The 24,666-nt window shown below is 66.3% G+C and carries 24 protein-coding genes; 8 read left to right on the top strand and 16 right to left on the bottom strand.

What is annotated here, in order from left to right; genetic code table 11:
* Positions 1 to 9: 9 nt before the first annotated feature.
* Positions 10 to 2,274, bottom strand: a complete 2,265-nt coding sequence (gene recD2 / locus G8760_RS14620; protein WP_166352744.1) for an SF1B family DNA helicase RecD2 — start codon at positions 2,272 to 2,274, stop codon at positions 10 to 12.
* A 729-nt stretch (positions 2,275 to 3,003) separates the two neighbouring features.
* Positions 3,004 to 3,225, bottom strand: a complete 222-nt coding sequence (locus G8760_RS14615) for a BldC family transcriptional regulator (protein WP_162453515.1) — start codon at positions 3,223 to 3,225, stop codon at positions 3,004 to 3,006.
* A gap of 371 nt (positions 3,226 to 3,596) precedes the next feature.
* Here G8760_RS14615 and G8760_RS14610 point away from each other — a divergent pair, with 371 nt between their 5' ends.
* Both G8760_RS14610 and G8760_RS14605 read left to right on the top strand, forming a co-directional pair.
* A complete protein-coding gene (locus G8760_RS14610) occupies positions 3,597 to 4,709 on the top strand; it encodes a Glu/Leu/Phe/Val family dehydrogenase (protein ID WP_166352372.1) in 1,113 nt (370 codons plus the stop codon).
* Between the two features lie 168 nt (positions 4,710 to 4,877).
* Positions 4,878 to 5,081 (top strand): DUF3073 domain-containing protein, encoded by a 204-nt coding sequence (locus G8760_RS14605; RefSeq protein WP_166352370.1) that lies wholly within the window; start codon positions 4,878 to 4,880, stop codon positions 5,079 to 5,081.
* A gap of 160 nt (positions 5,082 to 5,241) precedes the next feature.
* On the opposite strand, the gene purM is transcribed toward G8760_RS14605, so the two are convergent.
* The 10 genes from purM to G8760_RS14555 form a co-directional block, all read right to left on the bottom strand.
* Positions 5,242 to 6,309, bottom strand: coding sequence for a phosphoribosylformylglycinamidine cyclo-ligase (purM, locus tag G8760_RS14600; RefSeq protein ID WP_166352368.1), 1,068 nt, complete (start codon positions 6,307 to 6,309; stop codon positions 5,242 to 5,244).
* Entirely contained in the window at positions 6,306 to 7,766 is a 1,461-nt protein-coding gene (gene purF, locus G8760_RS14595; protein ID WP_166352366.1) for an amidophosphoribosyltransferase, read from the bottom strand. The genes purM and purF overlap by 4 nt, the downstream gene beginning before the upstream one ends.
* Positions 7,767 to 7,791: 25 nt before the next feature.
* A complete protein-coding gene (locus G8760_RS14590) occupies positions 7,792 to 9,276 on the bottom strand; it encodes a DEAD/DEAH box helicase (protein WP_207782365.1) in 1,485 nt (494 codons plus the stop codon).
* Between the two features lie 395 nt (positions 9,277 to 9,671).
* Positions 9,672 to 10,856, bottom strand: a complete 1,185-nt coding sequence (locus tag G8760_RS14585; protein ID WP_166352364.1) for a M14 family zinc carboxypeptidase — start codon at positions 10,854 to 10,856, stop codon at positions 9,672 to 9,674.
* Between the two features lie 148 nt (positions 10,857 to 11,004).
* The gene (locus G8760_RS14580; protein WP_166352362.1) at positions 11,005 to 12,354 is read right to left on the bottom strand and encodes a dipeptidase; all 1,350 of its coding nucleotides are present in this window, start codon (positions 12,352 to 12,354) and stop codon (positions 11,005 to 11,007) included.
* Positions 12,355 to 12,394: 40 nt separating this feature from the next.
* Positions 12,395 to 12,604, bottom strand: a complete 210-nt coding sequence (locus G8760_RS14575; RefSeq protein ID WP_166352360.1) for an LPXTG cell wall anchor domain-containing protein — start codon at positions 12,602 to 12,604, stop codon at positions 12,395 to 12,397.
* 124 nt (positions 12,605 to 12,728) lie between these two features.
* Positions 12,729 to 13,799, bottom strand: coding sequence for an Rv2578c family radical SAM protein (locus G8760_RS14570; protein ID WP_166352358.1), 1,071 nt, complete (start codon positions 13,797 to 13,799; stop codon positions 12,729 to 12,731).
* A gap of 109 nt (positions 13,800 to 13,908) precedes the next feature.
* Positions 13,909 to 14,700: a sterol carrier family protein gene (locus tag G8760_RS14565; protein ID WP_166352356.1), complete on the bottom strand. Its 792-nt coding sequence runs from the start codon at positions 14,698 to 14,700 to the stop codon at positions 13,909 to 13,911.
* A gap of 86 nt (positions 14,701 to 14,786) precedes the next feature.
* Positions 14,787 to 15,209: a type II toxin-antitoxin system VapC family toxin gene (locus tag G8760_RS14560; RefSeq protein ID WP_166352354.1), complete on the bottom strand. Its 423-nt coding sequence runs from the start codon at positions 15,207 to 15,209 to the stop codon at positions 14,787 to 14,789.
* Entirely contained in the window at positions 15,206 to 15,502 is a 297-nt protein-coding gene (locus G8760_RS14555) for a type II toxin-antitoxin system prevent-host-death family antitoxin (RefSeq protein ID WP_166352353.1), read from the bottom strand. Before G8760_RS14555 ends, G8760_RS14560 begins: the two co-directional genes overlap by 4 nt.
* Positions 15,503 to 15,596: 94 nt before the next feature.
* Between G8760_RS14555 and G8760_RS14550 the strand changes: the two genes are divergently transcribed.
* Genes G8760_RS14550 through G8760_RS14540 form a run of 3 tightly spaced genes read left to right on the top strand, consistent with a single transcriptional unit; the run spans position 15,597 to position 17,769 of the window.
* On the top strand, positions 15,597 to 16,232 hold the full coding sequence (locus tag G8760_RS14550; protein WP_166352351.1) for an ArsR/SmtB family transcription factor: 636 nt from the start codon (positions 15,597 to 15,599) through the stop codon (positions 16,230 to 16,232).
* Positions 16,229 to 17,575, top strand: a complete 1,347-nt coding sequence (locus G8760_RS14545; protein WP_166352349.1) for an MFS transporter — start codon at positions 16,229 to 16,231, stop codon at positions 17,573 to 17,575. Before G8760_RS14550 ends, G8760_RS14545 begins: the two co-directional genes overlap by 4 nt.
* 2 nt (positions 17,576 to 17,577) lie before the next feature.
* Positions 17,578 to 17,769 (top strand): hypothetical protein, encoded by a 192-nt coding sequence (locus tag G8760_RS14540; RefSeq protein ID WP_166352347.1) that lies wholly within the window; start codon positions 17,578 to 17,580, stop codon positions 17,767 to 17,769.
* Positions 17,770 to 17,805: 36 nt separating this feature from the next.
* Here the strand turns inward: G8760_RS14540 and purL are convergent, their stop codons facing one another.
* The 4 genes from purL to G8760_RS14520 all read right to left on the bottom strand — a co-directional run bounded on the left by purL (position 17,806) and on the right by G8760_RS14520 (position 22,070).
* A complete protein-coding gene (purL, locus tag G8760_RS14535) occupies positions 17,806 to 20,070 on the bottom strand; it encodes a phosphoribosylformylglycinamidine synthase subunit PurL (RefSeq protein WP_166352345.1) in 2,265 nt (754 codons plus the stop codon).
* Positions 20,067 to 20,738, bottom strand: a complete 672-nt coding sequence (gene purQ / locus G8760_RS14530) for a phosphoribosylformylglycinamidine synthase subunit PurQ (RefSeq protein WP_166352343.1) — start codon at positions 20,736 to 20,738, stop codon at positions 20,067 to 20,069. The genes purL and purQ overlap by 4 nt, the downstream gene beginning before the upstream one ends.
* A 58-nt stretch (positions 20,739 to 20,796) precedes the next feature.
* Complete coding sequence (purS, locus tag G8760_RS14525) at positions 20,797 to 21,042, bottom strand: phosphoribosylformylglycinamidine synthase subunit PurS (protein ID WP_166352341.1); 246 nt, start codon at positions 21,040 to 21,042, stop codon at positions 20,797 to 20,799.
* Positions 21,043 to 21,197: 155 nt separating this feature from the next.
* A complete protein-coding gene (locus G8760_RS14520; protein ID WP_166352339.1) occupies positions 21,198 to 22,070 on the bottom strand; it encodes a phosphoribosylaminoimidazolesuccinocarboxamide synthase in 873 nt (290 codons plus the stop codon).
* Between the two features lie 82 nt (positions 22,071 to 22,152).
* Here G8760_RS14520 and G8760_RS14515 point away from each other — a divergent pair, with 82 nt between their 5' ends.
* Genes G8760_RS14515 through G8760_RS14505 form a run of 3 tightly spaced genes read left to right on the top strand, consistent with a single transcriptional unit; the run spans position 22,153 to position 24,649 of the window.
* Entirely contained in the window at positions 22,153 to 23,031 is an 879-nt protein-coding gene (locus tag G8760_RS14515; protein WP_166352337.1) for an ABC transporter substrate-binding protein, read from the top strand.
* A gap of 8 nt (positions 23,032 to 23,039) precedes the next feature.
* Positions 23,040 to 23,897 carry an amino acid ABC transporter permease gene (locus G8760_RS14510; protein WP_207782364.1) on the top strand — a complete coding sequence of 286 codons (858 nt, stop codon included), beginning with the start codon at positions 23,040 to 23,042 and terminating at the stop codon, positions 23,895 to 23,897.
* Positions 23,894 to 24,649 carry an amino acid ABC transporter ATP-binding protein gene (locus G8760_RS14505; protein WP_166352333.1) on the top strand — a complete coding sequence of 252 codons (756 nt, stop codon included), beginning with the start codon at positions 23,894 to 23,896 and terminating at the stop codon, positions 24,647 to 24,649. Before G8760_RS14510 ends, G8760_RS14505 begins: the two co-directional genes overlap by 4 nt.
* Positions 24,650 to 24,666 lie beyond the last annotated feature (17 nt).

Genomic DNA, 24,666 nt, shown 5'->3' with positions numbered 1-24,666 from the left:
CCAGCCGATTCAAGCCGACTCAAGCCGATAGGTAAGGCCGGTATGCCGGCGGCCAGCACCGACGGTACGCACCGCAACCGCCAGCGCCCTCCGAGATCCAACCAGCACCACGAGCCGCGCAGCGCGGGTGACCGCCGTATACAGGAGGTTGCGTTGCAACATCACCCACGCACTGGTGGTCAACGGGATCACCACGGCGGGGTACTCACTGCCCTGGGAACGATGGATAGTCATGGCATAGGCATGCTGAAGCTCATCGAGTTCGGCGAAGTCGTAATCGACGTCCTCGTCTTCGTCGGTACGCACCGTCAGCACCTGCTGCTCGACCGAAATGGCGGTGACGACACCCACCGTGCCGTTGAACACACCGGCCGCACCTTTGTCGTAGTTGTTGCGGATCTGCGTGACCTTGTCGCCGACACGGAACACCCGCCCGCCGTGCCGCCGTTCCGGTGCGCCATCACGCGCGGGCGTCAACTCCTGCTGAAGGCGCTCGTTCAAGGCACCCGCTCCGGCCGCACCTCTGTGCATCGGCGCCAGGACCTGGACGTCACGGCGCGGATCGAGGCCGAACCGGCGCGGTATCCGACGCGTGACGACGTCCACGAGCAGATCGGCGGCCTGCTCGGTGTCCTCGCAGCCGAACCAGAAGAAGTCGTCCAGACCGGTGAGCTCCGGACTTTGGCCCGCATTGATCCGGTGCGCGTTGGCGACCACACCGGACTGCTGCGCTTGACGAAACACCTGGGTGAGGCGGACGCGTGGGATCGACTCGGCCGCGAGCACGTCGCGCAGCACCTCCCCGGCGCCGACGCTGGGCAACTGGTCGACGTCGCCGACCAGCAACAGATGCGCTCCTGGGGCGACCGCCTTGACCAGGCGATTGGCCAGCAGCGTATCGACCATCGACGTCTCGTCGACCACCACTAGGTCGGCGTCGAGTGGGTTGTCGCGGTCGAAGGCCGCATCACCCCCAGGGCGAAGCTGTAGCAGCCGGTGGATGGTGGCCGCCTCGTGACCGACCAACTCGGACAGCCTCTTCGCCGCCCGCCCCGTCGGAGCCACGAGGGTGATCTTCGCCCGCTTGGCCCGAGCCAGCTCCACGATCGAGCGCACGGTGAAGCTCTTACCGCACCCCGGCCCGCCGGTGAGTACCGCCACCTTCTCCGTCAACGCCAGCTTCACCGCAGCTACCTGCTCGGTGGCCAGTTCGACCCCCGTCCGCCCGGCCAACCACGCAAAGGCTTTGCCCCAATCCACCGAACCGAATGCGGCGAGCCGGTCCGCGGGAGCCACCAGGAGTGTGCGAAGGCCATGGGCGAGCGCCTGCTCCGCCCGATGGAAGGGCACGAGATAGACCGCGGCGATGTGGTCGCCCTCGCCGCTAGGCAACTCCTCTCGAACCACGCCCTCATCGGCGACGAGGTCGGCCAGCACCGGCATGAGCTGGCCGGCGGGCACCGTAAGAATCTTCTCCGCGGCCACCAGGAGTGCGTGCTCAGGTAGGTAGCAGTGGCCGGCATCGGCCGCCTCGCTCAACGTGTACTGGAGTCCAGCCCGGATCCGTTGCGGCGCGTCGTGTGGGATCCCGACGGCTTTGGCAATGGTGTCGGCGGTCTTGAATCCGATGCCCCACACGTCGGCGGCCAGCCGGTATGGATCGTCCTTGACCACGGAGATCGATGCGTCACCGTACTGCCGATAGATACGTACCGAGATCGACGTGGTCACACCGACACTCTGCAGGAAGAGCATGACCTCCTTGATCGCCTTCTGTTCCTCCCACGCCGCGGTGATCAGCTTCGTGCGTTTAGGGCCGAGACCGTCGACCTCGCCTAGCCGCTCCGGGGTGGACTCGATGACGTCGAGGGTGTCCAGGCCGAAGTGTCCGACGATCCGTTCGGCCATCACCGGGCCGATTCCTTTGATCAAGCCTGAACCCAGGTAGCGCTGGATGCCTTGAACCGTGGCAGGAAGGACGGTCGTGTAGTTCCACACCTCGAACTGCCGGCCATACTGCGGGTGAGAAGTCCACCGTCCGGTCATCCGTAGCGATTCGCCGGGTTGGGCGCCGAGCAGCGCGCCGACGACGGTGATCAGGTTGTCTCCGCTACGTTCGGTGCTGGCCCGAGCCACGGTGTAGCCGGTATCATCGTTGGCGTAGGTGAAGCGTTCTAGAACCGCGTCGAGTTGCACACCCGGCGGACGGTCCGGCGCACTCGGAGGCCCTCCCGCAGCAGCGCCGTCTACCGCACTGGCATGGCGTTCCTGCATTGGACGCCCTGGTTCCGCTGGGCTGCGCCCGGCGCCGAGACGACCGGGGCCGCCGCCACGGCCAGGCACACCAGGCCGCTGCACGGGAGGATCGGGCTCACCGGCGGGACGGATCACGCTCCTCATTGTGACCCCTCACCGCCCCCGCAGGTATGCACCTGATCTCCGTTTTGACGCCTGATCGTTTTCACCGGGGTGATCAGGTGCGCAGACGTCGCGATTATGGCGACCGTTCTGCACCTGATCGCCTCCACGATGCGGACGTCCGACGATCAGATGCATCAACACCGCTCATCGGCTAGTTGATGCATCTGATCACCACACCCTCGGCGTCGACCCCGCCAACACCCACAACGACAGTGACGTCGTATAACCATCACCGCCACGGTTCCCTGGCTCACCGGACCGGTCAGGATCGCCCAGCCCCGCCGCCGATCAGATGCACGGCCACAAGCCATCGGCGTCAAGTAAGCATCTGATCGTCGGATGTCCGCATCGTGGAGGCGATCAGGTGCACCACACGGCGCCGACACCCGCCATCAGCACACCTGATCACCCCGGTGAAAACGATCAGGCGTCAAAACGGAGATCAGGTGCACAACGGGGGGTGACGGCGCATCCGAGGGCGGCCACACACTATGGCGCCACCCCTCCCGAGCAGACGAAAAGCCCTGGCCGGCGAGGGACACCGGCCAGGGCTATGTGTCTTTCAGAGTTGTCTGCTCACCCCTAGAGACTGAGGTCTACCTCACTGCGCTGACCCGGAACCTGGCCGCTCAGTAGGGTGCGAACCTCAGACTCGCGGTAGCGTCGATGTCCTCCGAGGGTACGGATCGACTCGAGCTTACCCGCCTTCGCCCACCGTGTGACCGTCTTAGGGTCAACCCGGAACATAGCCGCCACCTCGGCAGGAGTGAGGAGGGCCTCGGCTTCCTGAGTCTTGGTCGCCATCGTCACTTTCCTTCCCCACGTGACGGGACCGTCCCGCCACACAAGAGTTATTTCATCCTTCTGACCATCTTCCATGGGAGAGCCTTATGGCTCGACCCGAACCGACCATTTGGATGATTTTCTGACCATTCGGATGATGCCGTGTACGGCGTGCGCAAGCCTACGCAGACTTCACGAATGCCGCAATCGGTGCAAATCACCCCAGAGTGGTCTGCTCCGACCCCGACGCCATCCGAGATCAACATAGCTCCCAACGTGGGCACGCGAGGGCGTTTTCGCCAAATCGGTGTCAAAACCCGGCCGATAGAGTGGAGGGTGACACCCGTCGAAGCCTGCCAACCCCGCAGGCACGAAGGAGAAAGGTCATCACCATGACCGAGGCGTCGCCTCTTGTATTCAGCCGCACCGCCGGCCCCGACCCCCGATCCGGCCACGAACAGGTGGTCTTCTGCCAAGATCGGTCCAGTGGATTACGCGCCATCGTCGCGATCCACTCCTCCGCCCTTGGCCCTGCCCTCGGTGGCACCCGCTTCTACCCATACGAGTCGGAGGCCGCCGCACTCGACGACGTCCTCCACCTCTCCCAGGGCATGACCTACAAGAACGCTCTGGCCGGCCTCGACCACGGCGGTGGCAAGGCTGTCATCATCGGCGACCCCGCCACCCACAAGTCGGAGTCGCTCCTGCGGGCCTACGGGCGGTTCGTCGCCTCGCTCAGCGGGCGCTACATCACCGCCTGCGACGTCGGTACCTATGTCGCCGACATGGACGTGGTAGCGCGCGAATGCAACTGGGTCACCGGCCGATCACCGGCTGAAGGGGGTGCCGGAGACTCCAGCGTCCTCACCTCGTTCGGGGTCTTTCAGGGCATGAGGGCCTGCGCCGAGCAACTGTGGGGCGACCCCACTCTGGCTGGGCGCCGGGTCGGCATCTCCGGTGTCGGGAAGGTCGGTGCCAAGTTGGCTGGCCTGCTCCTTGACGACGGTGCACATGTGGTGGTCACCGACGTCTCCGAAGCCGCCGTCGCGGCACTACGGAGCGCACACCCCCAGGTCGACGTCGTAGACGACACCGGCCACCTGCTGGACTCGGGCATCGACGTTTACGCCCCGTGCGCGCTCGGGGGCGCGCTCACCGATGACGTCGTCACCGCCTTGTCCAAAGGCGGCGTCCGGGCGGTCTGCGGTGGCGCGAACAACCAACTGGAGCATCCTGGGGTAGAACAACTACTCGACGAGATGGGTGTGCTCTACGCTCCGGACTACGTCGTCAACTCCGGCGGTGTGATCCAAGTGGCCGATGAGCTGCATGGGTTCTCCTTCGAGCGGGCTAGGGGCAAAGCCACGCAGATCTTCGAGACTACTCGGCAGATCTTCACCCTCGCCCAGAGCGAACGTGTTCCCCCGGCCGTCGCCGCTGATCGCATCGCGGAGCGCCGGATCGCCGAGATCAGTCGCCTGCGCGGCATCTACCTGCACGTATGATGGCTGTGATACTTCTCCTACCGCCGGTAGGAGAAATAAGTCGGCACCGGATGAGACGGAACAGGGGTCGACCCTGTACCGTTATACCTACGAGCAGATGTCAACCGAAGGAAACGAGGGCGTCCGGCTAATCTGGTCGCCCCGGTTTTGTGCGAGGGGGTCGACCCTATGGGGCGCGGCCGGGCCAAGGCCAAGCAGACAAAGGTCGCCCGTCGGCTTAAGTATCAGACCCTCGACACGGATTTCGACGCTTTACAGCGCGAACTACGTGGCGAGGAAGATGCCGGCGAGCAGTCCGAGGACTACGAGGCCGAGTACTACGCAGGCTACGAGGACGACGAGGGTGATGACCCCCGCCGTCGAGTTAGCTAGCGAGCTAGTCGCTTCGGTACCCACCGAACGAGCAGAGCCACCGGTATTGCCGCATTTCGCCTCCGAGGCACGGCGGTACCGTTGGCCTGCCCGGGCGGAGAGCGACTTTTCCGGGTAGCCGTTCGGCCGTTTGCTCAGCCGGCCACCCGACGTGCGGCACTCAGGCGGCGTAGCTACCCTGAAGCTCGGCAGCGCCAGCTCCCCCGGCGATCACCTCACCGGCGACCCACGCCGGCACACCCCGGTCATTCAGGCGCCGCACGGTGTCGTCAACAGCGTCAGCAGCCACCACGGCCACCATTCCAACTCCCATGTTGAGCGTGCGTTCCAGCTCATCTTGAGCCACGCCGCCCACCTCACCTACCAGCCTGAAAATCGGCGCCGGGGTCCACGTGGAGCGTTCGACGCGGGCCGAAACCTCAGGCGGAAGCACCCGAGCTAGATTGGCCGCCAGACCGCCTCCGGTCACGTGCGACAACGCGTGCACCTCGACGTTGTTCGCAAGGTCAAGGCAGTCGAGCGCATACACCCTGGTAGGCTCCAGGAGCTCCTCGCCCACGGTTCGGCCCAGATCTGCGACATGCCGATCCAGCGCCCAGCCGGCCCGCTCCAGCACATGCCGGACGAGAGAGTAGCCGTTGGAATGGAGACCTGACGACGCCATGGCCACGAGCACATCGCCGGCTCGCACGCGGTGTGCACCCAGCAGCCGGTCGGCCTCCACCACACCGGTCACAGCACCGGCGATGTCGTATTCGTCCGGGCCGAGCAGACCCGGGTGTTCGGCGGTCTCTCCGCCGCTGAGCGAGCACCCAGCGGCCACACAGGCCTGGGCGATGCCTTGGACTATCGACGCTATGCGCTCGGGGACCACCCGGCCACAGGCGATGTAGTCGGTCATGAACAGCGGCTCGGCGCCACACACCACGATGTCGTCCACGACCATACCCACGAGGTCGAAACCGATCGTGTGATGTACGCCCATCCGCTGCGCCACTACTACCTTGGTGCCGACACCGTCGGTGCTCGTGGCGAGCAGCGGCCGGGTGTAAGTGCGCAGCACGCTGGCGTCGAACAGACCGGCGAACCCGCCCAGCTCGCCGAATGTCTCCGGGCGGCGAGTCCGCGCCACCCACTCCTTCATCAGCTCCACCGCGCGGTCGCCGGCCTCGACGTCCACTCCGGCGCTGGCGTAGGTGGTTCCCGACGGGGCCCCCGAACTCGTCATGCGGTTACTCTATCCAGCACGTTCTTTCCCGGGGTGCGGGGCGGCTCGATCGGATAGACACCGTCGAAGCAGGCCCGGCACAACTCGTTCTTTGGCACCGTGGTGGCCTCGATCAATGCCTCCAACGTGACGTAACCAAGGGAGTCGGCCCCGATCGACTCGCGGATCTGATCGACCGACAGATCGTTCGCCACGAGTTCGGCCCGCGAAGCGAAGTCGATGCCGTAGAAACATGGCCATTTGACCGGCGGGCTGGAGATCCGCACGTGGACCTCCGCCGCTCCGGCGTCGCGCAGCATTTGCACCAGTTTGCGTTGGGTATTGCCACGCACGATGGAATCGTCCACGACAACAAGCCGTTGACCGGCGACGATCTCCCGCAACGGATTGAGCTTTAGCCTGATCCCCAGCTGGCGCAGGGTCTGGGAGGGCTGGATGAACGTCCGCCCTACATAGGAGTTCTTGACTAAACCGATGCCGTACGGGATACCCGACTCCTCCGCGTAACCGACCGCGGCTGGAGTTCCCGACTCCGGGACGGGTATAACCAGGTCGGCGTCGACCGGGTGCTCCTGCGCCAGCCGGCGCCCGATCTGGACCCGGGTCAGGTGCACCGACCGGCCGGAAATCTGGGTGTCTGGTCGGGCGAGATACACGAACTCGAACAGGCAGCCCTTCCGCTCGGCCACCGCGAAACGTCGGGAACGCACTCCTTGAGCGTCGATGACGACGAGTTCTCCGGGCTCCACCTCACGGACGAACGATGCCCCGACGATGTCCAACGCGGCGGTCTCGCTAGCGACCACCCAACCGCGCTCCAGGCGGCCCAGCACCAATGGACGGACCCCTTGCGGGTCACGGGCGGCATACAACGTCGACTCGTCGCAGAACACCAACGAGAAGGCGCCACGCAGCTGTGCGAGGACCTCCGCCGCGCAGTCTTCCAGCGAGGTCCCGGGGTAAGAACCGAGCAACGCGGTGATCAAGGCGGTGTCGGTGGTATTGCCGTACCGCAGTTCACCCACCGGCGCACCCAACCGCTCGTGGACGACCTCCAGGAGGTGTTCGCTGTTGGTGAGGTTGCCGTTGTGACCGAGGGCGACCGTCCCGGCCGGTGTGGCGCCGAGGGTGGGTTGCGCGTTCTGCCACTCGCTGGCACCGGTGGTGGAGTACCGCGCATGCCCCACGGCGACGTGACCCACGAGGGTGTTCAGAGTCGACTCGTCGAACACCTGACTGACCAAACCCATGTCTTTGTACACAAGCAACTTGTCGCCATCACCCACGGCGATGCCGGCGGCCTCCTGGCCGCGGTGCTGTAGTGCGTAAAGACCAAAGTAGGAGAGCTTGGCGACCTCCTCGCCAGGTGCCCATACGCCGAACACGCCGCATGCGTCCTGGGGGCCGCGATCTTGAGGGTCGAGCTCCTGTGTCAGCCGTCCATCCCCGTGAGCCACATCCCGAGTGTACGTCGCCCTACGGCTATCCGCGTCGCGGCCGGGAAGGTCGACCCGATCGGTTGCCGTGACCGGACCGTCCGGTGCCCCTCCTCGGTGGTTTACCACCCTGACGGGCGCCGCGTGCGGCAGTGGTCGGCGCAGGCGTCGGCATGGCCGGTGCGTCGGCAAGGCTCTCGATCGTCATCGGTCCACTAGCGACCGCACGGGCGTCGACACTCTTGACTTCCACGCCAGCTCGCCGGAAGAGGTCACCCAAGCCCCGCGCCTGCCCCGGCGTCGCCATGGTGACCACCGCACCAGACGCGCCAGCGCGGGCTGTCCGGCCGGACCGGTGCAAGTAGGACTTCGCTTCGCCAGCTGGGTCGAAATGCACTACCAGCCCGACGCCGTCGACGTGAATACCGCGGGCGGCCACGTCCGTCGCCACGACCACCTGGGCGCGACCACTCTTGAACCGGTCGAGGTTCCGCTCGCGGACGCGCTGCGACAGATCGCCATGCAGATCGACGGCCGGCACACCGGCGTCTTCCAGGTCCGCCGCCAACCGAGTAGCGCCGCCCTTGGTGCGGGTGAACACAATGCTGCGCGGGTTCTCCCGCAGCAACGACGTCGTGACATCGATCTTCCGTCCGGCGCCGACAACCAGCACATGATGGTCCATGGTGGTGACGGAGCCGACGTCCGGGTCGACCTCGTGCCGGGCCGGGTCGGTCAGGTGGCGACGCACCAGCTTGTCGACGTCGCCGTCCAACGTGGCCGACAGCAACAGGCGCTGACCGCCGACCGGCGTCTGGCCGAGGAGGTCGTCCACGACCGGGTAGAACCCAAGGTCGCAGAGATGGTCGGCTTCGTCGAGCGTCACGACCTCAATGTCGTCGAGCCGGCAGGCGCCGCGTCGTACCAAGTCGTCGAGCCGGCCGGGGGTGGCCACGACGATGTCGGCGCCGCGATCCAATCGACGGATCTGGCGGTCGTACGGCGAACCGCCGTACACGGTGACCATCCGCAGGCGCAACGCCTCGGCCAACGGCTCGATGGCGGTGACCACCTGGCCGGCGAGCTCACGGGTGGGAACGACGATCAGTGCACGTGGATGGTTCGGACGGCTCTTCGAGCCGGCCAGCTTCGCCAGGATCGGCAGGCCGAAGGCGAGGGTCTTTCCGGACCCGGTCTGGGCCCGGCCCAAGACGTCGCGACCGGAGTTCGCATCCGGAATGACGGCGGCTTGAACAACGGTTGGTTCGGTGATGCCGTCGACCCCAAGGATCTTGACGACCCGCTCCGGGACACCCATGGCCAGGAAGGCCGACGTGGCCGGGTCGAACGCGTCGATGGCCGCACGCCGTGCGGGGTCGAAGCCGCGGCGCTCTCGCGGCGGCCCGCCGGGGCGGCGCTTGCGGTGGTCAGCGCCCCGGCGCTGGTTGTACGGCCGACCGTCGCGGCGGGAGTGTTGATGGCCGCGCCGGTCGGAACGGTCGGGCGACACACTGGGTTGATCGATCGTCACGGGTATGCTCCAGCTGACTAATGCTGTCGGCGCACCCTTGCACGCGGGCCGCGGGGTGCGGTGCGCGACGAGCCACTGGGTGCGGGCACCCGACTTCGCGCGACGTTCCACCGTCGGCTGAACACATCAGATGGCGTAACCATGACGAGTTCACAACCCGGGCACTGATACGGCCGAGTCCACTGGACTCGGCCGCGGCTGTCAACCAGTATAAACCACGCCTGGGGGTCGTTTGTCCCCGACTCCGGACACGCCGGCCGGCGCCCAGGTGGATGATCACCTGGACACCAGCCCGCCGATGCCTCGATGGTGTCGCCGGCAGAGCAGCCCTACCGCACGACCGAGATCACCTCACCCATGATGCCGTCCGGTGGCCTCCGGCCGGACGGACGCCATCAGCCGCGATCGGGGATGTCGTCGTACCGGTCGGCGTCGAGCTCGTCGATCGTGCCGTCGGCGACCGCCTCGACGATGCCCATCACCCCTCGTTCGACCGCGGTAATCAGCTGACCACGTTTCTTGGCGCCCCAACTGTGGGTCTGGCCACGGACCTCGAACAACACCGACGCCGAGCCGTTCAGCGCCAACGAACCCAGGGCCGTACCGGGGAGATCGATGTTCTGCGGGTACAGCGAGATGTTGCTGAAAGGCGAGCGGGCCTGCTGGAGTGCGTCATACGCAGCGAGGGTGGCCCGCTTGGCGGCGTCGAGGTCGTAGCCCTGATCGAAATGTTCGTGGTTCTCGATGTCGATGAACTTTCCGGACAGCGAGAGCGTCACCCAGTTGTTGGTGCCGTCGACCACGTAACAGGGCGCTTGGTGGTGCAGGTCGATGAAGACGTCAACGTTGCCGAACTCCACCTGAAGGTCGCGATAGACGTCGCGGACCGCCTGCGATTCGGGGTGGATGTACCAGCCCGGCGTGGCCGACGCCCCGGGGAAGTCGGCCGGCTGCGGAATGTAGTCGAGCAGTGGGTGGAAGTCTCGGTTGACGTCGAAGCCTGGGCGGTCACGGTAGTCGTCGCCCTGGAGAACTCCCGTGTAGTAGTTCCACGCCGGCTGGGCTCCGTCGAGCTGCGGGAAGTCGGCCACCACGTCGGCCCACGAGCGGTCGTTGCCGCGTCGGTCCAACTCGGCTGCGTCAGGGTTCATCTTGGGGATAGCAACGAGTGTGACGTTCTCGCGCAGCCGTTGCGCCTGAGGTGTCGGAGCGGACATCTTCCGTAGGAGAGAAACCAGAGCGTCCGTTCCGGTCTTCTCGTTGCCGTGGATCTCACTCTGAACCAAGACGACGCGGTCGCCCTCACCTACGCGCGCTGCCCAGATCTCCCGGCCGCGGTTGGACTCGCCGACGACGTCGACACTCAATCGGCCGTGGGAACGCTGCTCCAGCCCGGTGAGCTCCCGGCGCAGCTCTTCATGATCGATCCAGGCGGAGGTTCCGGTGCCACCGGTCTCCGTTCCACAGTGTGCGTTGGTGGGCTCGGCGACGGCGGGAACACCGACGAAAGCCGTCGAGGCGACGGCTAAGGCAGCGACGGCTGAGCCTAGGGTGAGGGGGCGGAAGCGGGCACGGGCCATGACGATCCCTTCGATCAGTGCCGTCCCCCACCGGACCACACATGGTGATCATCAGCTATGCGTGAGCGGTTGCCCCTAAATTAGCGATCTACGACGAGAAGTCAAGATCGTATGTGACATACCACTGACTGGCACTCGCGGCATGCTCCTACCGGGCAGGTGACACGGTGTCCGCCAGGCGTTGGAGCAGTAGCGCCTCGGCGAGGCACACCTTCTCGAACTGGCCTAGGTGCAGGCTCTCGTCGACGCCATGTGCCCTGGAGTCCGGGTCTTCCACCCCGGTAGCCACCACGGTGGCGGCGGGGAAGGTGTCCTGGAATTCGGCGATGAACGGGATCGAGCCACCCAATCCCATCTGCACCGGCGGCTGCCCGAACGCCTCGGTCAGGGCATCGACCGTCGCTCGGTACGCCGGCGAAGTGGTGTCCAGCACACACGGTGCTCCTAGCGCGCCGTCGGTCACCGTGACCTCGGCTCCGAACTCCGCATGCTCGACCAGATGTGCCCGGATTGCCCCGGCTGCCTCCTCCGGATCCTGCCCAGGAGCAAGCCGCACGCTGATCTTCGCCCGCGCCCGGTGGACGAGAATATTGGCCGACTCGGCGATGCTGGGGGCATCGATGCCGACCACTGACAGCGCCGGCTGCGCCCAGAGCCGGTCGGCCAAAGCGCCGGCACCCACCAACTGAACCCCGTTCAGCAGCCCCGACTCTTCCCGGAACCGGTCGGTCGGGTAGTCCACCTCCGCGGCCGGAGCGTGGACCAAGCCTTCGACGGACACGGCACCGTTCGTATCGTGCAACGTACCTAAAAGGCGGCACAGCGCGGTGAGCGCGTCGATGACCGGCCCACCGAACATACCCGAATGCACGGCATGCTCCAGGACACGCACCTCCACCTCACAGTCGACCAGTCCGCGCAGGCTGGTGGTGAGGGCAGGTGTGTCTACCGACCAGTTCATCGAGTCCGCGACGACGATGACGTCGGCGGCGAGCAGATCTCGGTGTGTGTCGAGGAAAGAGGTGAACGTCGGAGAGCCGATCTCCTCCTCACCCTCGACGAACAGCGTGACCCCCACCGGCGGGCGGCCGTCGAACACCCGCAACGCGGCGATGTGGGCCATGATCCCGGCTTTGTCGTCCGCGGCACCACGGGCATACAAGCGGCCGGCCCGCTCAGTGGGCTCGAACGGGTCGCTGGTCCAGTCCGCCACCGGGCCGGTGGGCTGGACGTCGTGATGGGCGTAGAGCAAGACCGTGGGAGCGCCGGCGGGGGCCGGCCACCTGGCGATCACCGCGGGCTGGCCCTCCGGGACGGCGAGAACCTGGACATCGGCGGCACTCGCGGCGCGGGCCAACTCGGCCACGGCGTCGGCGCTAGCCCGGACCGCATCCGCATTCGACGGATCAGCGCTCACACTCGGGATACGAACCAGCCGCTCGAGATCGGCCCGGACTGACGGGAAGACGCTCGTTGCGGCGTCTCGGATATCACTCACGAGACATCACCTGGCCCGGCGCCACGGACACCGCACGGGTTCACTGCTTGCCGCGGCGGGAGAGCGCGTACAACCCGCCGCCGAGCGCCAGGACAACGATGGCCCCGATGATCCACGGCAGTGGAGACGATCCGGTGTCCGGCAGCGGACCACCGGCGTTGGCCGATGCCGGAGCGGCCGCGGCCAACCCTGCCCCCAACACGAGGGTGGTAGTGACAACAAGACGACGACTACGTCGAGCAAGACGCATCGGGGACCTCCAGAACGAGACGAACGATGACTCAGATCTTTTCACGCCGCGGTGCCGGCTGAACAGCCGCACCGGTGATCATTGCCGGCATCGTGTCGCTATGGCGACCCGATCGTGGTTTCGATCACCGGGGGTGCTGGTCGAACAAGCTCAGCTGGCCGGCCGGCTGCGCCGGGCACACCCGTCCGGTCTGGTCTCGGCCGCGGTCGGCGCCGCGATGACCGGCGCGGGTCCGGCCGGCGTCCGGCCGGTCGAACCCGTGCTGGCGCAAGATGGGCCGCAACCGCTCCCGGAGGTGCTCTTTGTACTGTGCCGGCACATAGGCGCCGCGCCCGTAGAGCTGTTGGTAACGCTCCACCAGGCCCGGATGCTCGCGCCGCAGCCAGCGCATGAACCACTCCCGCGCACCGGGCCGCAGATGCAACGGGATCATGGTGACCCGACTCGCGCCGGCCTCCGCCAGCTGCGCCACAGCACGCTCGAGCTCGACGGAGGTGTCGGTGAGCCACGGCAGGACGGGCGCGAGCAGCACCGAGCAGTCGAAGCCCGCCTCCCGGACAGCTCGCACCAGCGTCAGGCGAGCCCTCGGTGATGGCGTGCCGGGCTCCAAGCTGCGATGCAGTGGCTCATCCACGAGAGCGATCGAAACCGCCAAACCGACCTCCACAGTCGACGACACCTCGGCCAACAACGGAAGGTCGCGCCTGAGCAGTGAGCCCTTGGTGAGGATGGAGAACGGTGTACCGGATCCGGCCAACGCCTGGATGATGCCCGGCATCAGCCGGTACCGCCCCTCGGCCCGCTGGTATGGGTCGGTGTTGGTGCCGAGCGCGACGTGCTCGCGGGTCCAGGATCGACGGGCCACTTCGCGGGTCAACACCTCCGGCGCGTTGACCTTGACGACGATCTCCGAGTCGAAGTCACGGCCGGCATCGAACTCGAGCCATTCATGGCTGCGCCGGGCGAAGCAGTAGGTGCAAGCGTGAGTGCAGCCCCGGTAAGGATTCACCGTCCAGCCGAACGGCACCTCAGACATGGCCGAGACCTTGTTCAGCACACTTCGCGCGGCGACCTCGTGGAACGTGACACCCTCGAACTCTGGAGTGGTGACGCTACGCACGAGCCCGGGGATACGCCGCAGGCCAGGCAGCGCTGTAGCGGCCTCGACACTCAGCGTCTGGTTCTGCCATCGCATAACGTGTAGTCGAACACATGTTCCCATGTTTTGCCAAGGGATGATGCCTTGGGAACCGCCCCGCGGTAGCTGCATTCTCGGGCCCGGCCGCACCACCGGCGGCGGGTCCTCACAGCAGCGGTAGGTGACCCGCCAGGTTGGCGCGCTCCCCACTGGCCGAGATCCGGCCCGCATGGGCCTCAACATCCCACGCAACCCGGCCCGTCGCCAGCCGGATCCAGGTGGCAGCGTCCATCTCGACGATGTTCGGCGGCGTCCCCCGCGTGTGCCTGGGGCCCTCAATGCACTGCACTGCGGCGTACGGCGGAACCCGCACTTCGACGGTACGGCCCGGCACTCGCTCGGCGAGCATGTCGAGCAGCGCCCGCACACCTGTGCGCTGCGTACTCCGGGGCATGGCGGGTGGCTCTACCTCACGCACCGAACGGGCAAGATCGTCGGCGTGGGTGACGATCTCGATCACCCTGGTCAACAGGAACTGACTGAGCCGGATGGCACCACGGCGCCCCGCGACCACCGGATCCCCCGGCGTGAGCTGCTCCATCCGGCCGACCGCGACCGCCAGCGCGTCGTCGATAGCGGCAACCACTCTGTCCGGCTGTGATCGCGCGGCGGCGGCGATGGCCCGCGCTTCGTCAGCGACGACGCCGGCGTTGGTGTCGTAAGCAAGCACGTACTGGCTGGCGGTCAACACGTCCACCGACCGGGCAGCCGGGGTCAGCTCGCCCACCCGGCCAACCACGCTGACCAGATGAGCGGCCAGCTCGGTTACGGTCCAACCGGGCAGAACACTCTCGTGGCCCCAGTACCGATGAGGCAATCCGACCAACCATTCCCGCAGCACCTGGTACCCGTCGTAGTAGGTACTCCAGACCACGTCAGGATCGATTCGTTTCGCCACCACCACACGGTAACCGCGACGCCGCGAAGACCCGACACACGTCCCACCACATCCGCGTCATGGCAGCTCATCGCAGCAACGAGAGGTCATCCGGTCCACGGATTGAGCACCGGCACCCCGGTCGGCTCAAAATGTTTGACGTTTCTGGTGACCACTTTGAGGGCATGAACCTCCGCCGTCGCAGCGATCAACGCGTCAGTGACGCCGACTCTGCACCCGGCTTTCTCCGTCCGCGCGATCAACCGTCCCCACGCGTCGCCAGTCTCGGCATCTACCGACAGCACTCGATGCTCGAATCGCGCGCGCAAATCATCGATGAGCCACAGTTGCAGACGCTGCCGTCGCCATCCGGACGGCAACCGCTCGACCCCCTTGCGCAGCTCACCTAGCGTGATGACGCTGACATAGGTGCGATCCTCGTCGACCATGTGCATCCACGCCATCAATCCGGAGTTGGGCCTTGGCTTGAACCACTCCGACACTGCGTTCGTGTCCAGCAAGAAGGTCACGGGCCAGGCTCCGCGTACTCAGGGCCATCGAGGTCGGCCTCTCGCATGTCGATCTCGATTCGCTCAACATCGACGTCCAGCCCCGCCATCGGCGAATTCGCAAAGAACTCCGCGAGGCTCCCCTTCCGCGTCGATTTCCGGTGCCACTCGTCCGTCGCCACAACCACAACAACCTCCTCACCACGACGGGTAACAACTTGCGGGCCATCTCGGCTCGCCCGATGGACGAGTTCACTGAAACGGGACTTGGCCTCGGCAACCGTCCAGACCCGGTCGGCATCAGAACCACTCATACGATCACCTCGGTGACCATCATAGTCATGATGGTCATCGACATCAACGACTGTACCTATTGACGTATGGTCTGGAATGACCGACCATACGGATATGGCCGACCATACGGCAGATGCCGACCGTTCCGCCGGCGCGGCGGCGGACTCGCCTGGTGACACCACGCCGCTGCCGGACTACGAGCTGGACGAAAGACTGGATCTGACGCAGCGTGCGCAGTACCGGGCACTCTTCGAGGAAACACGGGAGCAGATCGTGAGCCTGCTCCTCGAACGAGCTGCTACAACGTCAGACCTGGCGGTAGCGCTGAACAAACCCAAAGGGACCGTTGGCCACCACCTCAAGGTGCTCGAAGAGGCCGGCCTAGTGCGGGTGGTACGCACCAAGCGGGTCCGGGCCATCGAAGCGAAGTACTACGGCCGCACTGCTCGGGTATTCATCTTCCAGCGCAGCGACGAAGCCACGACGATGCCCCAGCGGGCCTTGTCGACCGCAGCGGAAGAGATCTCCAACGCGCCGCCCGACCTCCCGTTCAATGCCAACATCCGGCACGCCCGGATCCCGACGGAGCGCGCCGCGGAATGGAGCGATCGGGTCAACGACCTCATCATGGAGTTCACTCGTGAGCCGCGTGGTGGCGACGTCGTCTACGGCTTCGCCATCGGCATCTACCCCACCACGCGCCGCCCGCTTCCCGATGCCGGCCACGACGGCCCGCCCGAAGCCCCATGACCGCCCCGACCGCAACGCCTTCGCAGCAGCGCCTTGGCCGCAATTACTGGACGCTGTTCTCCGCCACCACGGTGTCGAACCTGGGTGACGGACTCATGGTGGTAGCCATTCCTTGGCTCGCGTCCGCACTCACCCGCGACCCCATCCAGATCGCCCTGGTCACCCTCGCCACCCGGCTGCCATGGCTGCTGTTCTCCCTGCCGGCCGGTGTCATCACCGACCGGTTTGATCGTCGTCGGCTGGTGGCGGTGATGGACGTCGCCCGCTGCATCGCCATCATGAGCCTCGCCTGCGTCATTGCCGCCCAGCACGGCAATCTCACCAGCCCCGATGCGATCGCCGACGGCAGCGCCGACCCACCCGGCAATGCCCTACTCCTGCTGGGCCTGCTCTACCTGACCGCCCTGCTGGTCGGCTTCGCCGAGGTACTCCGCGACAACTCGGCCCAAACCCTCCTGCCATCCATCGTCAGCAAAGACCGCCTGGAGAAGGCCAACGGCCGGATGTGGGGCGCGGAGATGGTCACCAACCAGTTCGCCGGTCCACCGCTGGCGGGCCTGCTCCTCGGCGTCGCGTTCGCGCTGCCGTTCTTCCTCACCGCCGGGACCTATGCCATCGGGGCAGCGCTGGTTTTCACCCTCGCCGGTGCCTTCACCCCAAAAGGCCAGACCACCACCGGCCGGATCGCCTGGCGGGCGGAGATCTCCGAGGGGGTTCGCTGGTTATGGAATCACCACCTCCTACGATCACTGGCCCTGGTACTGGGCGGACTGAACGCGATGTCGGCCACCTGCATGGCCATCATGGTCCTGTTCGCCCAGGAGGTATTGGAGCTCGACGCCAGCCGGTTCGGCCTCTTGCTGACCGGCACCGCCGGCGGGGCCATCGTCGCCTCGCTGTGCGCCGAGCGAGTGAGCCGCAGGCTCGGCACCGGAACGTCGCTGTTCGTCTCCATGCTCGGCATGGGCACCGGACTGGCGGTGATCGGGCTAGTGTCGAGTGGGGTCCTCGTATGGGCGGTACTGACCGTCAGCGGGTTCCTCGTCGTGCTGTGGAATGTCATCACCGTGTCACTACGCCAGTCGATCATCCCGGACCACCTCATGGGCCGGGTCAATTCGGTCTATCGGTTCTTCGGCTGGGGCACGATATCGCTGGGTAGCCTGCTCGGTGGTGTCATCGTCGCCATCGGCGAACCCCTCTTCGGCCGCGAATGGGCCTTACGCACACCATTCCTGGTTGCGGCCGCTGTTCATCTCGTGTTGTTCGCCTACGCCCTTCCACGCATCAACACTGCGCGGATCGCGGCTGCTCGGGCAGCCGCAGCCGACGCCGGAGACTAGTCATGAACCTGACCCAAGGGATGCTGCTGCACCGGGAACGCACCCGTGAGCTGCACGCTGACGTGCTGCGACATACGGTGGCCGAGAAGCGTCGATTGGATCGACGCCTGACCCGCCGATACCGTCGGCAAGCTCGACTCGCGACTCGGCTGAGCCTCCGGCTGACCGAACTTGGTGGGATAGGCCGCAGTTAGTGTCTTGCACTACAGGCCCGGGTGCCACCGCGCGGATCAGTCCGCGCCGAACGCCGCCGGCAGAGTGCCCTCATGGGCAGCACGCAGCTCGTCCAGGCCAATGGTGAACTGACCTTGAACGTCGAGCGCATCGGCATCGTCCACCACACCGATGCGCTCGTGCGGCACACCACGCGCCGCGCACATCCCGGTGAAACGCACCTCTTCCGGATGTGGCACGGCGACGATCGCCCGCGCCGTCGACTCGGAAAAGAGGAAAACGAATGGGTCGAGCTCAGGCGGCACCCACACCCGCGCGCCGACGCCGTGTCGAAGCACCGCCTCGCTGAGCGCCTGCGCCAGCCCTCCGTCGGAGACATCGTGCGCGGCTGCGATGAGACCGTCCCGGGCGGCGTGGTAGAACAGCTCGGCCAGGTCTCGTTCGGCGTCGAGGCGCACGGCGGGCGGTTGTCCACCCAGGTGGCCGTGGACCACGTGGGCCCATTCCGATCCCCCGAACTCGTCGTCGGTGTCACCTAACAGGTAGATGATGTGGCCAGGTGTGTTGAACCCGCTGGGTACGCGGCCGGCGACATCGTCGATCACACCAAGGACACCCACCACGGGCGTCGGCAGGATGGCGGTGTCGCCAGTCTGGTTGTACAGCGACACGTTGCCGCCGGTGACGGGTGTGCCCAGCGTGCGGCATCCATCGGCGAGCCCCCGGACCGCTTCGGCGAACTGCCACATGACGGCCGGGTCCTCCGGCGAACCGAAGTTGAGGCAGTTGGTCACGGCCAGCGGCCGCGCCCCCGTAACCGCGACGTTGCGATACGCCTCGGCCAGCGCCAATTGCGCCCCCAGGTAAGGGTCGAGCTTGGCGTAGCGGCCGTTGGCATCCGTGGACAGCGCCACGCCCAGGCCGGTCTCGGGGTCGACGCGAAGCACACCGGCGTCCTCCGGCTGCGCGAGGACGGTGTTTCCCAACACATAGCGGTCGTACTGATCGGTGATCCAAGCCCGGGAGCACAGGTTCGCAGAACCGATCAACCGCAGCAGAGTGGAACGCAACTCAGCGCCGGTGCTGGGCCGGGCCAGAGTGGACGGACCCGCCGCCTGCAACGTGTCCTGCCAGGCCGGGCGCGCGAAGGGTCGCTGGTACACCGGCCCCTCGTGGGCGACGGTGCGCGGAGGCACGTCGACGACGGTCTCGCCCCGCCATTCGATGGTCAGCCGCCCCGACTCGTTGACCTCTCCGACGATGTCGGCCTGCACGTCCCACTTCTCACAAATCCGCATGAAGCGTTCGACCATGGCCGGTTCGACCACCGCCATCATCCGCTCCTGCGACTCGCTCATCAGGATCTCTTCCGGGGCAAGCGTCGCATCACGCAGCGGCACCCGATCCAGGACCACATGCATGCCGCCATCGCCGGCACTGGCCAGCTCCGACGTAGCGCAGGACAACCCGGCACCGCCCAGGTCCTGGATTCCGACCACCAAACCTTCGGCGAACAGTTCCAGCGTGCACTCGATGAGCAACTTCTCCATGAACGGGTCGCCCACTTGCACGCTGGGACGTTTGGCCGGCCCTTCGGACTCGAATGTCTCCGATGCCAACACCGAGACGCCGCCGATGCCGTCGCCTCCCGTGCGGGCGCCATACAGAATGACCTTGTTGCCGGCGCCCGAGGCGTGCGCGAGATGGAGGTCCTCGTGCCGCATCACCCCCACGCAGAGGGCGTTGACCAGTGGGTTTCCGGCGTAGCTAGGGTCGAACACGACCTCGCCGCCGATGTTGGGCAGGCCGAGGCAGTTGCCGTATCCGCCGACTCCGGCGACGACGCCGGGCAGCACCCGCTGGGTGTCCGCCGCCTCCAACGGTCCGAACCGCAAGGAGTCCATGACGCCGATCGGGCGCGCTCCCATAGCCAAGATGTCCCGGACGATCCCACCAACACCCGTGGCGGCACCCTGGTACGGCTCCACGTATGACGGATGGTTGTGGGACTCGACTTTGAAGGTGACGGCGTAGCCCTGCCCGATATCGACGACACCGGCGTTCTCGCCGATGCCAGCCAGGAGCTTGCCGGTGCTGGTCTCCTGGGCCAACTCACCGAACGTGCGCAGGTGGACCTTGCTGGACTTGTAGGAACAATGCTCGGACCACATCACGCTGTACATGGCGAGCTCGGCGCTGGTGGGGCGGCGCCCCAACAGCTCGCGGATGCGCTCGTACTCGTCGGCCTTCAGCCCGAGCTCACCCCACGGCTGGGGCTGGTCAGGCGTCTTGGCGGCGTGCTCGATGGTGTCGATGGTCATGCGGTCACCAAGCTATTCAGAACGGAGGTGAAGAAACCGAGGCCATCGGTGGTGGGGCCGGTGAGCGCCTCGACCGCGTGTTCGGGATGCGGCATCAACCCGACGACGTTGCCCCGCTCGTTGGCGACGCCGGCGATGTCCCGGTACGAGCCGTTGGGGTTGCCATCGAGGTAACGGGCGACGACCTGCCCCTGGGCTTCGAGCCGGTCCAGAGTTGATTCGTCGGCGACGTAGCCGCCCTCGCCGTTCTTCAACGGAATGACGATCTCTTGGCCCGGCTGATAGGCGGAGGTCCACGGCGTCGACGTGTTCTCGATCCGCAGCTTCTGGTCTCGGCACACGAACTTGCGGTGATCGTTACGGACGAGCGCACCGGGGAGCAAATGGGTCTCGCACAGGATCTGGAAGCCGTTGCAGATGCCAAGCACCGGCATTCCACCCCGGGCAGCGTCGATCAAGGGCTCCATGATCGGAGCGAACCGGGCGATGGCGCCGCAACGCAGGTAGTCCCCGTAGGAGAAGCCGCCGGGCAGGACGATCGCGTCCACCCCTTTGAGGTCGGCGTCGCCATGCCACAACGAAACGGCGTCGCCGGTAGCGATCCGGACGGCGCGCATGGCGTCGCTGTCGTCCAGCGAGCCGGGAAAGGTGACGACTCCGATAGTCACGCTTGGGCTCCTCTCACGTCCCTCGCTCGTCGCCTAGCCGATCTGCGACCGGTGACCCTCACTGCTCGACCCGCAGCTCGAAGTCTTCGATGACCGGGTTGGACAGCAGAGTGGACGCCGCCTGCTCGATCCGCGCGACCGCTTCCGGGGTGGCGGCGCCGTCGAGTTCGATCTCGAATCGTTTGCCTTGCCGTACCGCGGTGACGCCGTCGAACCCCAACCGGTTCAACGCTCCGTGCACGGCTTTGCCTTGCGGATCGAGAATTTCGGATTTCAGCATGACGTCGACGACGACACGAGCCACGGGCAGACGCTCCTTGCGCGACTGGAGAGATGGGCACGCCCAGGATACGTCAGAAGGCTGGGATTCCCCCGCAGCGGTGCCGGCTCCCGAGCGTCCGGGAGGATCGCGCCGCCGGACTGGTCAGCCGAGTGGCCGCTGTGGCCGGTCCAACCGCCTCAGAACTTGTTTCCCGTCAAACGTTCGTACGCATCGACGTAACGCTGCCGCGTCCGCTCGACGATCTCATCCGGTAGCTCCGGCGGCGGCGTGCCGGCGGAGCGGTCCCAGTCCGCGGCTGGCGAGGCGAGCCAGTCGCGGACGAACTGTTTGTCGAACGACGGCTGCGACTGACCAGGGTGCCAGCTGTCCAGCGGCCAGAAGCGCGACGAGTCTGGCGTGAGCACCTCGTCCGCCAACACGACGGTGCCGTCGTCGCGCAGCCCGAACTCCACCTTGGTGTCGGCCAGGATGATGCCCCGATCGCGGGCGATCGACTCTCCCCGGGTATACACCTCCAGTGTCAGCCGGCGCAGAGTGGCGGCGAGGTCAGCGCCCAACAGCCGTTCGACCTCGGGGAAGTCCATGTTCTCGTCGTGTTCACCAATGGCCGCCTTCGTCGTCGGCGTGAAGATCGCCTCGTCGAGCCGAGAACCGTTCTCCAGACCCGGCGGCAGCCCGATACCGCAGATGGCGCCGGCTTTCCGGTACTCGACCAGCCCGGAGCCCGCGAGATAACCCCTCGCGATGCACTCAACCGGCACCATCTCCAACCGCTCGACCAGCACTGCTCGGCCGCTCACCGCGCTGGGAACAGTGGTGGAGACGACATGATTGGGCAGCACGTCGGCCACTTGCTCGAACCACCACAACGACATCGCCGTCAGGATGCGGCCTTTGTCGGGGATGGTGCTGCTCAGGATGTAGTCATAAGCCGAGATGCGGTCGCTGGCCACGAGCAGCAGGCGGTGGCTGCCGTCCTCCGGCGCGTACAGGTCGCGGACTTTGCCCGAATAGAAGTGCCGGTAACCCGGAAGGACAGGAGCACTCACACTCGAAGCGTACCGTCACTACCCTGCCCACGATCCGAAACCCACCCGCCCACTATATGGACAGCCGGTATACCATCGGCCCATGCGACATACGTCCCGAATGCCCCTGCTCGGAATTCCGCTCGCCGCCCTGATGCTCACCGCAGCGTGCGGTTCGGACGACGACGCGACCGACGACGCGACGGACACCGCATCCGCGGCAACCGGTGAGTGCACCCCGGATGCCCTCGACACGCTGACCTCTGGCACATTAACCATCGCCACCGGTCAGCCCGCGTACGGACCATGGATCGTCGACAACGAGCCGGAGAACGGCGAGGGGTTCGAGGGGGCTGTGGCCTACGCCGTAGCCGAGCGCCTCGGCTACGCAGCCGACGACGTCACTTGGACCCGCGTCGATTTCAACGCCGCCATCCAACCCGGCCCCAAAGACTTCGACTTCGACATCAACCAGTTCTCGATCACCGAGGAACGCAAGGCGGCTGTCGACTTCTCGTCCTCCTACTACGACGTGGCCCAGACCGTCGTCGCGCTCGAAGGTACACCGGCGGCCGAAGCCGGCAGCCTCGACGACCTACGTGACCTCAACATCGGCGCACAGGTCGGCACCACGAGCCTGCAAGCGATCAACAGCGCCATCGAGCCGAACAACGAGCCGGCCGTCTTCAACAGCAACGACGACGCCAAACTGGCCCTGGCCAACGGCCAGATCGACGCGCTCGTGGTCGACCTTCCCACCGCCTTCTACGTCACCGCGGTCGAGATCGAGGACGGCGTCATCGTCGGCCAACTCCCCGACACCGGCGACGACGTCGAACAGTTCGGGCTCCTGCTCGACAAAGACAGCCCGCTGACCGACTGCGTTACCCAGGCCGTCGACTCGCTGCGCGACGACGGCACCCTCGACGCCATCGAGCAGGAGTGGCTCGCCGACGTCGTCGACGTGCCGAAACTCTCCTGACGCGTCCGGTGAGCTCGCCCCTGTACGAGCCGAGCCCGCTGGAGCTGGAGCGCCGGGCCTACCGGCGCTCCCGCGCCCGGCGGTCGACCGTCGTCGCCCTGCTCAGCACTCTCATCTTCGCCGTGGTCGCCTACCTCACGGTCACCAACGCCCCCGGCTGGGAACGGACGAAGGCGACGTTCTTCGACGTCTCCTACGGCTGGGAGGTCCTTCCCTCCATCCTGGAGGGGTTGTGGCTCAACATCCGGGTGCTCGTCGTGGCCGCCGTGTGTGTCGTCGTGGTGGCGCTGGCCCTGGCGCTGCTCCGGACCTTACGGGGCCCGATCTTCCTCCCGTTGCGGCTGCTGGCCACGGTCTACACCGACCTGTTTCGCGGCATGCCGCTGCTCATCGTTCTCTACCTGGTAGGTCTCGGGCTGCCCGCGTTGCGGCTGGACTGGATCCCGACCCAGGCAGCCGTGCTCGGCACCATCGCACTCGTGCTGACCTACTCCGCCTATGTGGCGGAGGTGTTCCGCGCCGGCATCGAAGCGGTGCACCCGAGCCAACGTGCGGCCGCTCGATCGTTAGGGCTCACCCACCGGCAGACCATGCGGATGGTGGTACTTCCGCAAGCCGTGCGGAAGGTGACGCCGCCGCTGCTCAACGACTTCGTCGCCCTGCAAAAGGACGTAGGCCTGATCTCGGTGCTGGGCGCGGTCGACGCCATCCGGCGGGCCCAGATCGAGGTGTCGCAGACGTTCAACTTCACTCCCTACGTCGTCGCCGGATTACTCTTCGTTCTCCTCGCGGTGCCATCGGCTCGGATCGCCGACTGGGTATCCAACCGGGCGGCCCGCCGGCAGCAAGCTGGAGGTCTGGTATGAGTGCGAGCCCGCCAGTGCTGTCGATCGAGGGCGTAGTCAAGTTCTTCGGTGAACACCAGGTGCTACGAGGGGTCGATCTCGAGGTGGCCGAACACCAGGTGGTCACCGTCATCGGCTCGTCCGGGTCGGGTAAATCGACCCTGATGCGCTGCGTCAATCTTCTCGAGGTGGTCGACGACGGGGTGATCACGCTCGACGGCGAGGACATCACCGACCCACGGGCAGACGTCGATCGAATCCGCCGCCGGATCGGAGTGGTCTTCCAGGCCTACAACCTGTTCCCCCACATGACCGTCCTCGACAACATCACGTTGGCGCCCCGGGTGGTTCACGGCCTCCCCCGCGATCAAGCCGCGGAGCAGGCCCTGGACCTCCTCGACCGGGTGGGACTGCGGGACAAGGCCGGCGAGTACCCCGATCGGCTCTCCGGCGGGCAGCAACAGCGCGCCGCGATCGTGCGTGCTCTGGCGACTGACCCCCGGCTTCTATTGCTCGACGAAGTCACCAGTGCCCTCGATCCGGAGTTGGTGGGTGAGGTACTACGTCTGGTGCGGGAACTCGCCGAGCAGGGGGTGACCATCCTGATGGCCACCCACGAGATGGGGTTCGCCCGGCAGGTAGCCGACCGGGTGTGTTTTCTCGATCAAGGCGCCGTGCTCGAACAGGGGCCGCCGGAACAGGTGCTGGGCGACCCAGTGGAACCCCGCACTCGGCAGTTCCTGGCCCGCATCATCGACGCCGGCCGGCTCTGAGCCCCCCCAGCCTGAAC

The sequence above is a fragment of the Phytoactinopolyspora limicola genome (assembly GCF_011320225.1).
GTDB classification, from domain to species: Bacteria; Actinomycetota; Actinomycetes; order Jiangellales; family Jiangellaceae; genus Phytoactinopolyspora; species Phytoactinopolyspora limicola.
This window is presented reverse-complemented; position numbering and strand designations above follow the sequence as displayed.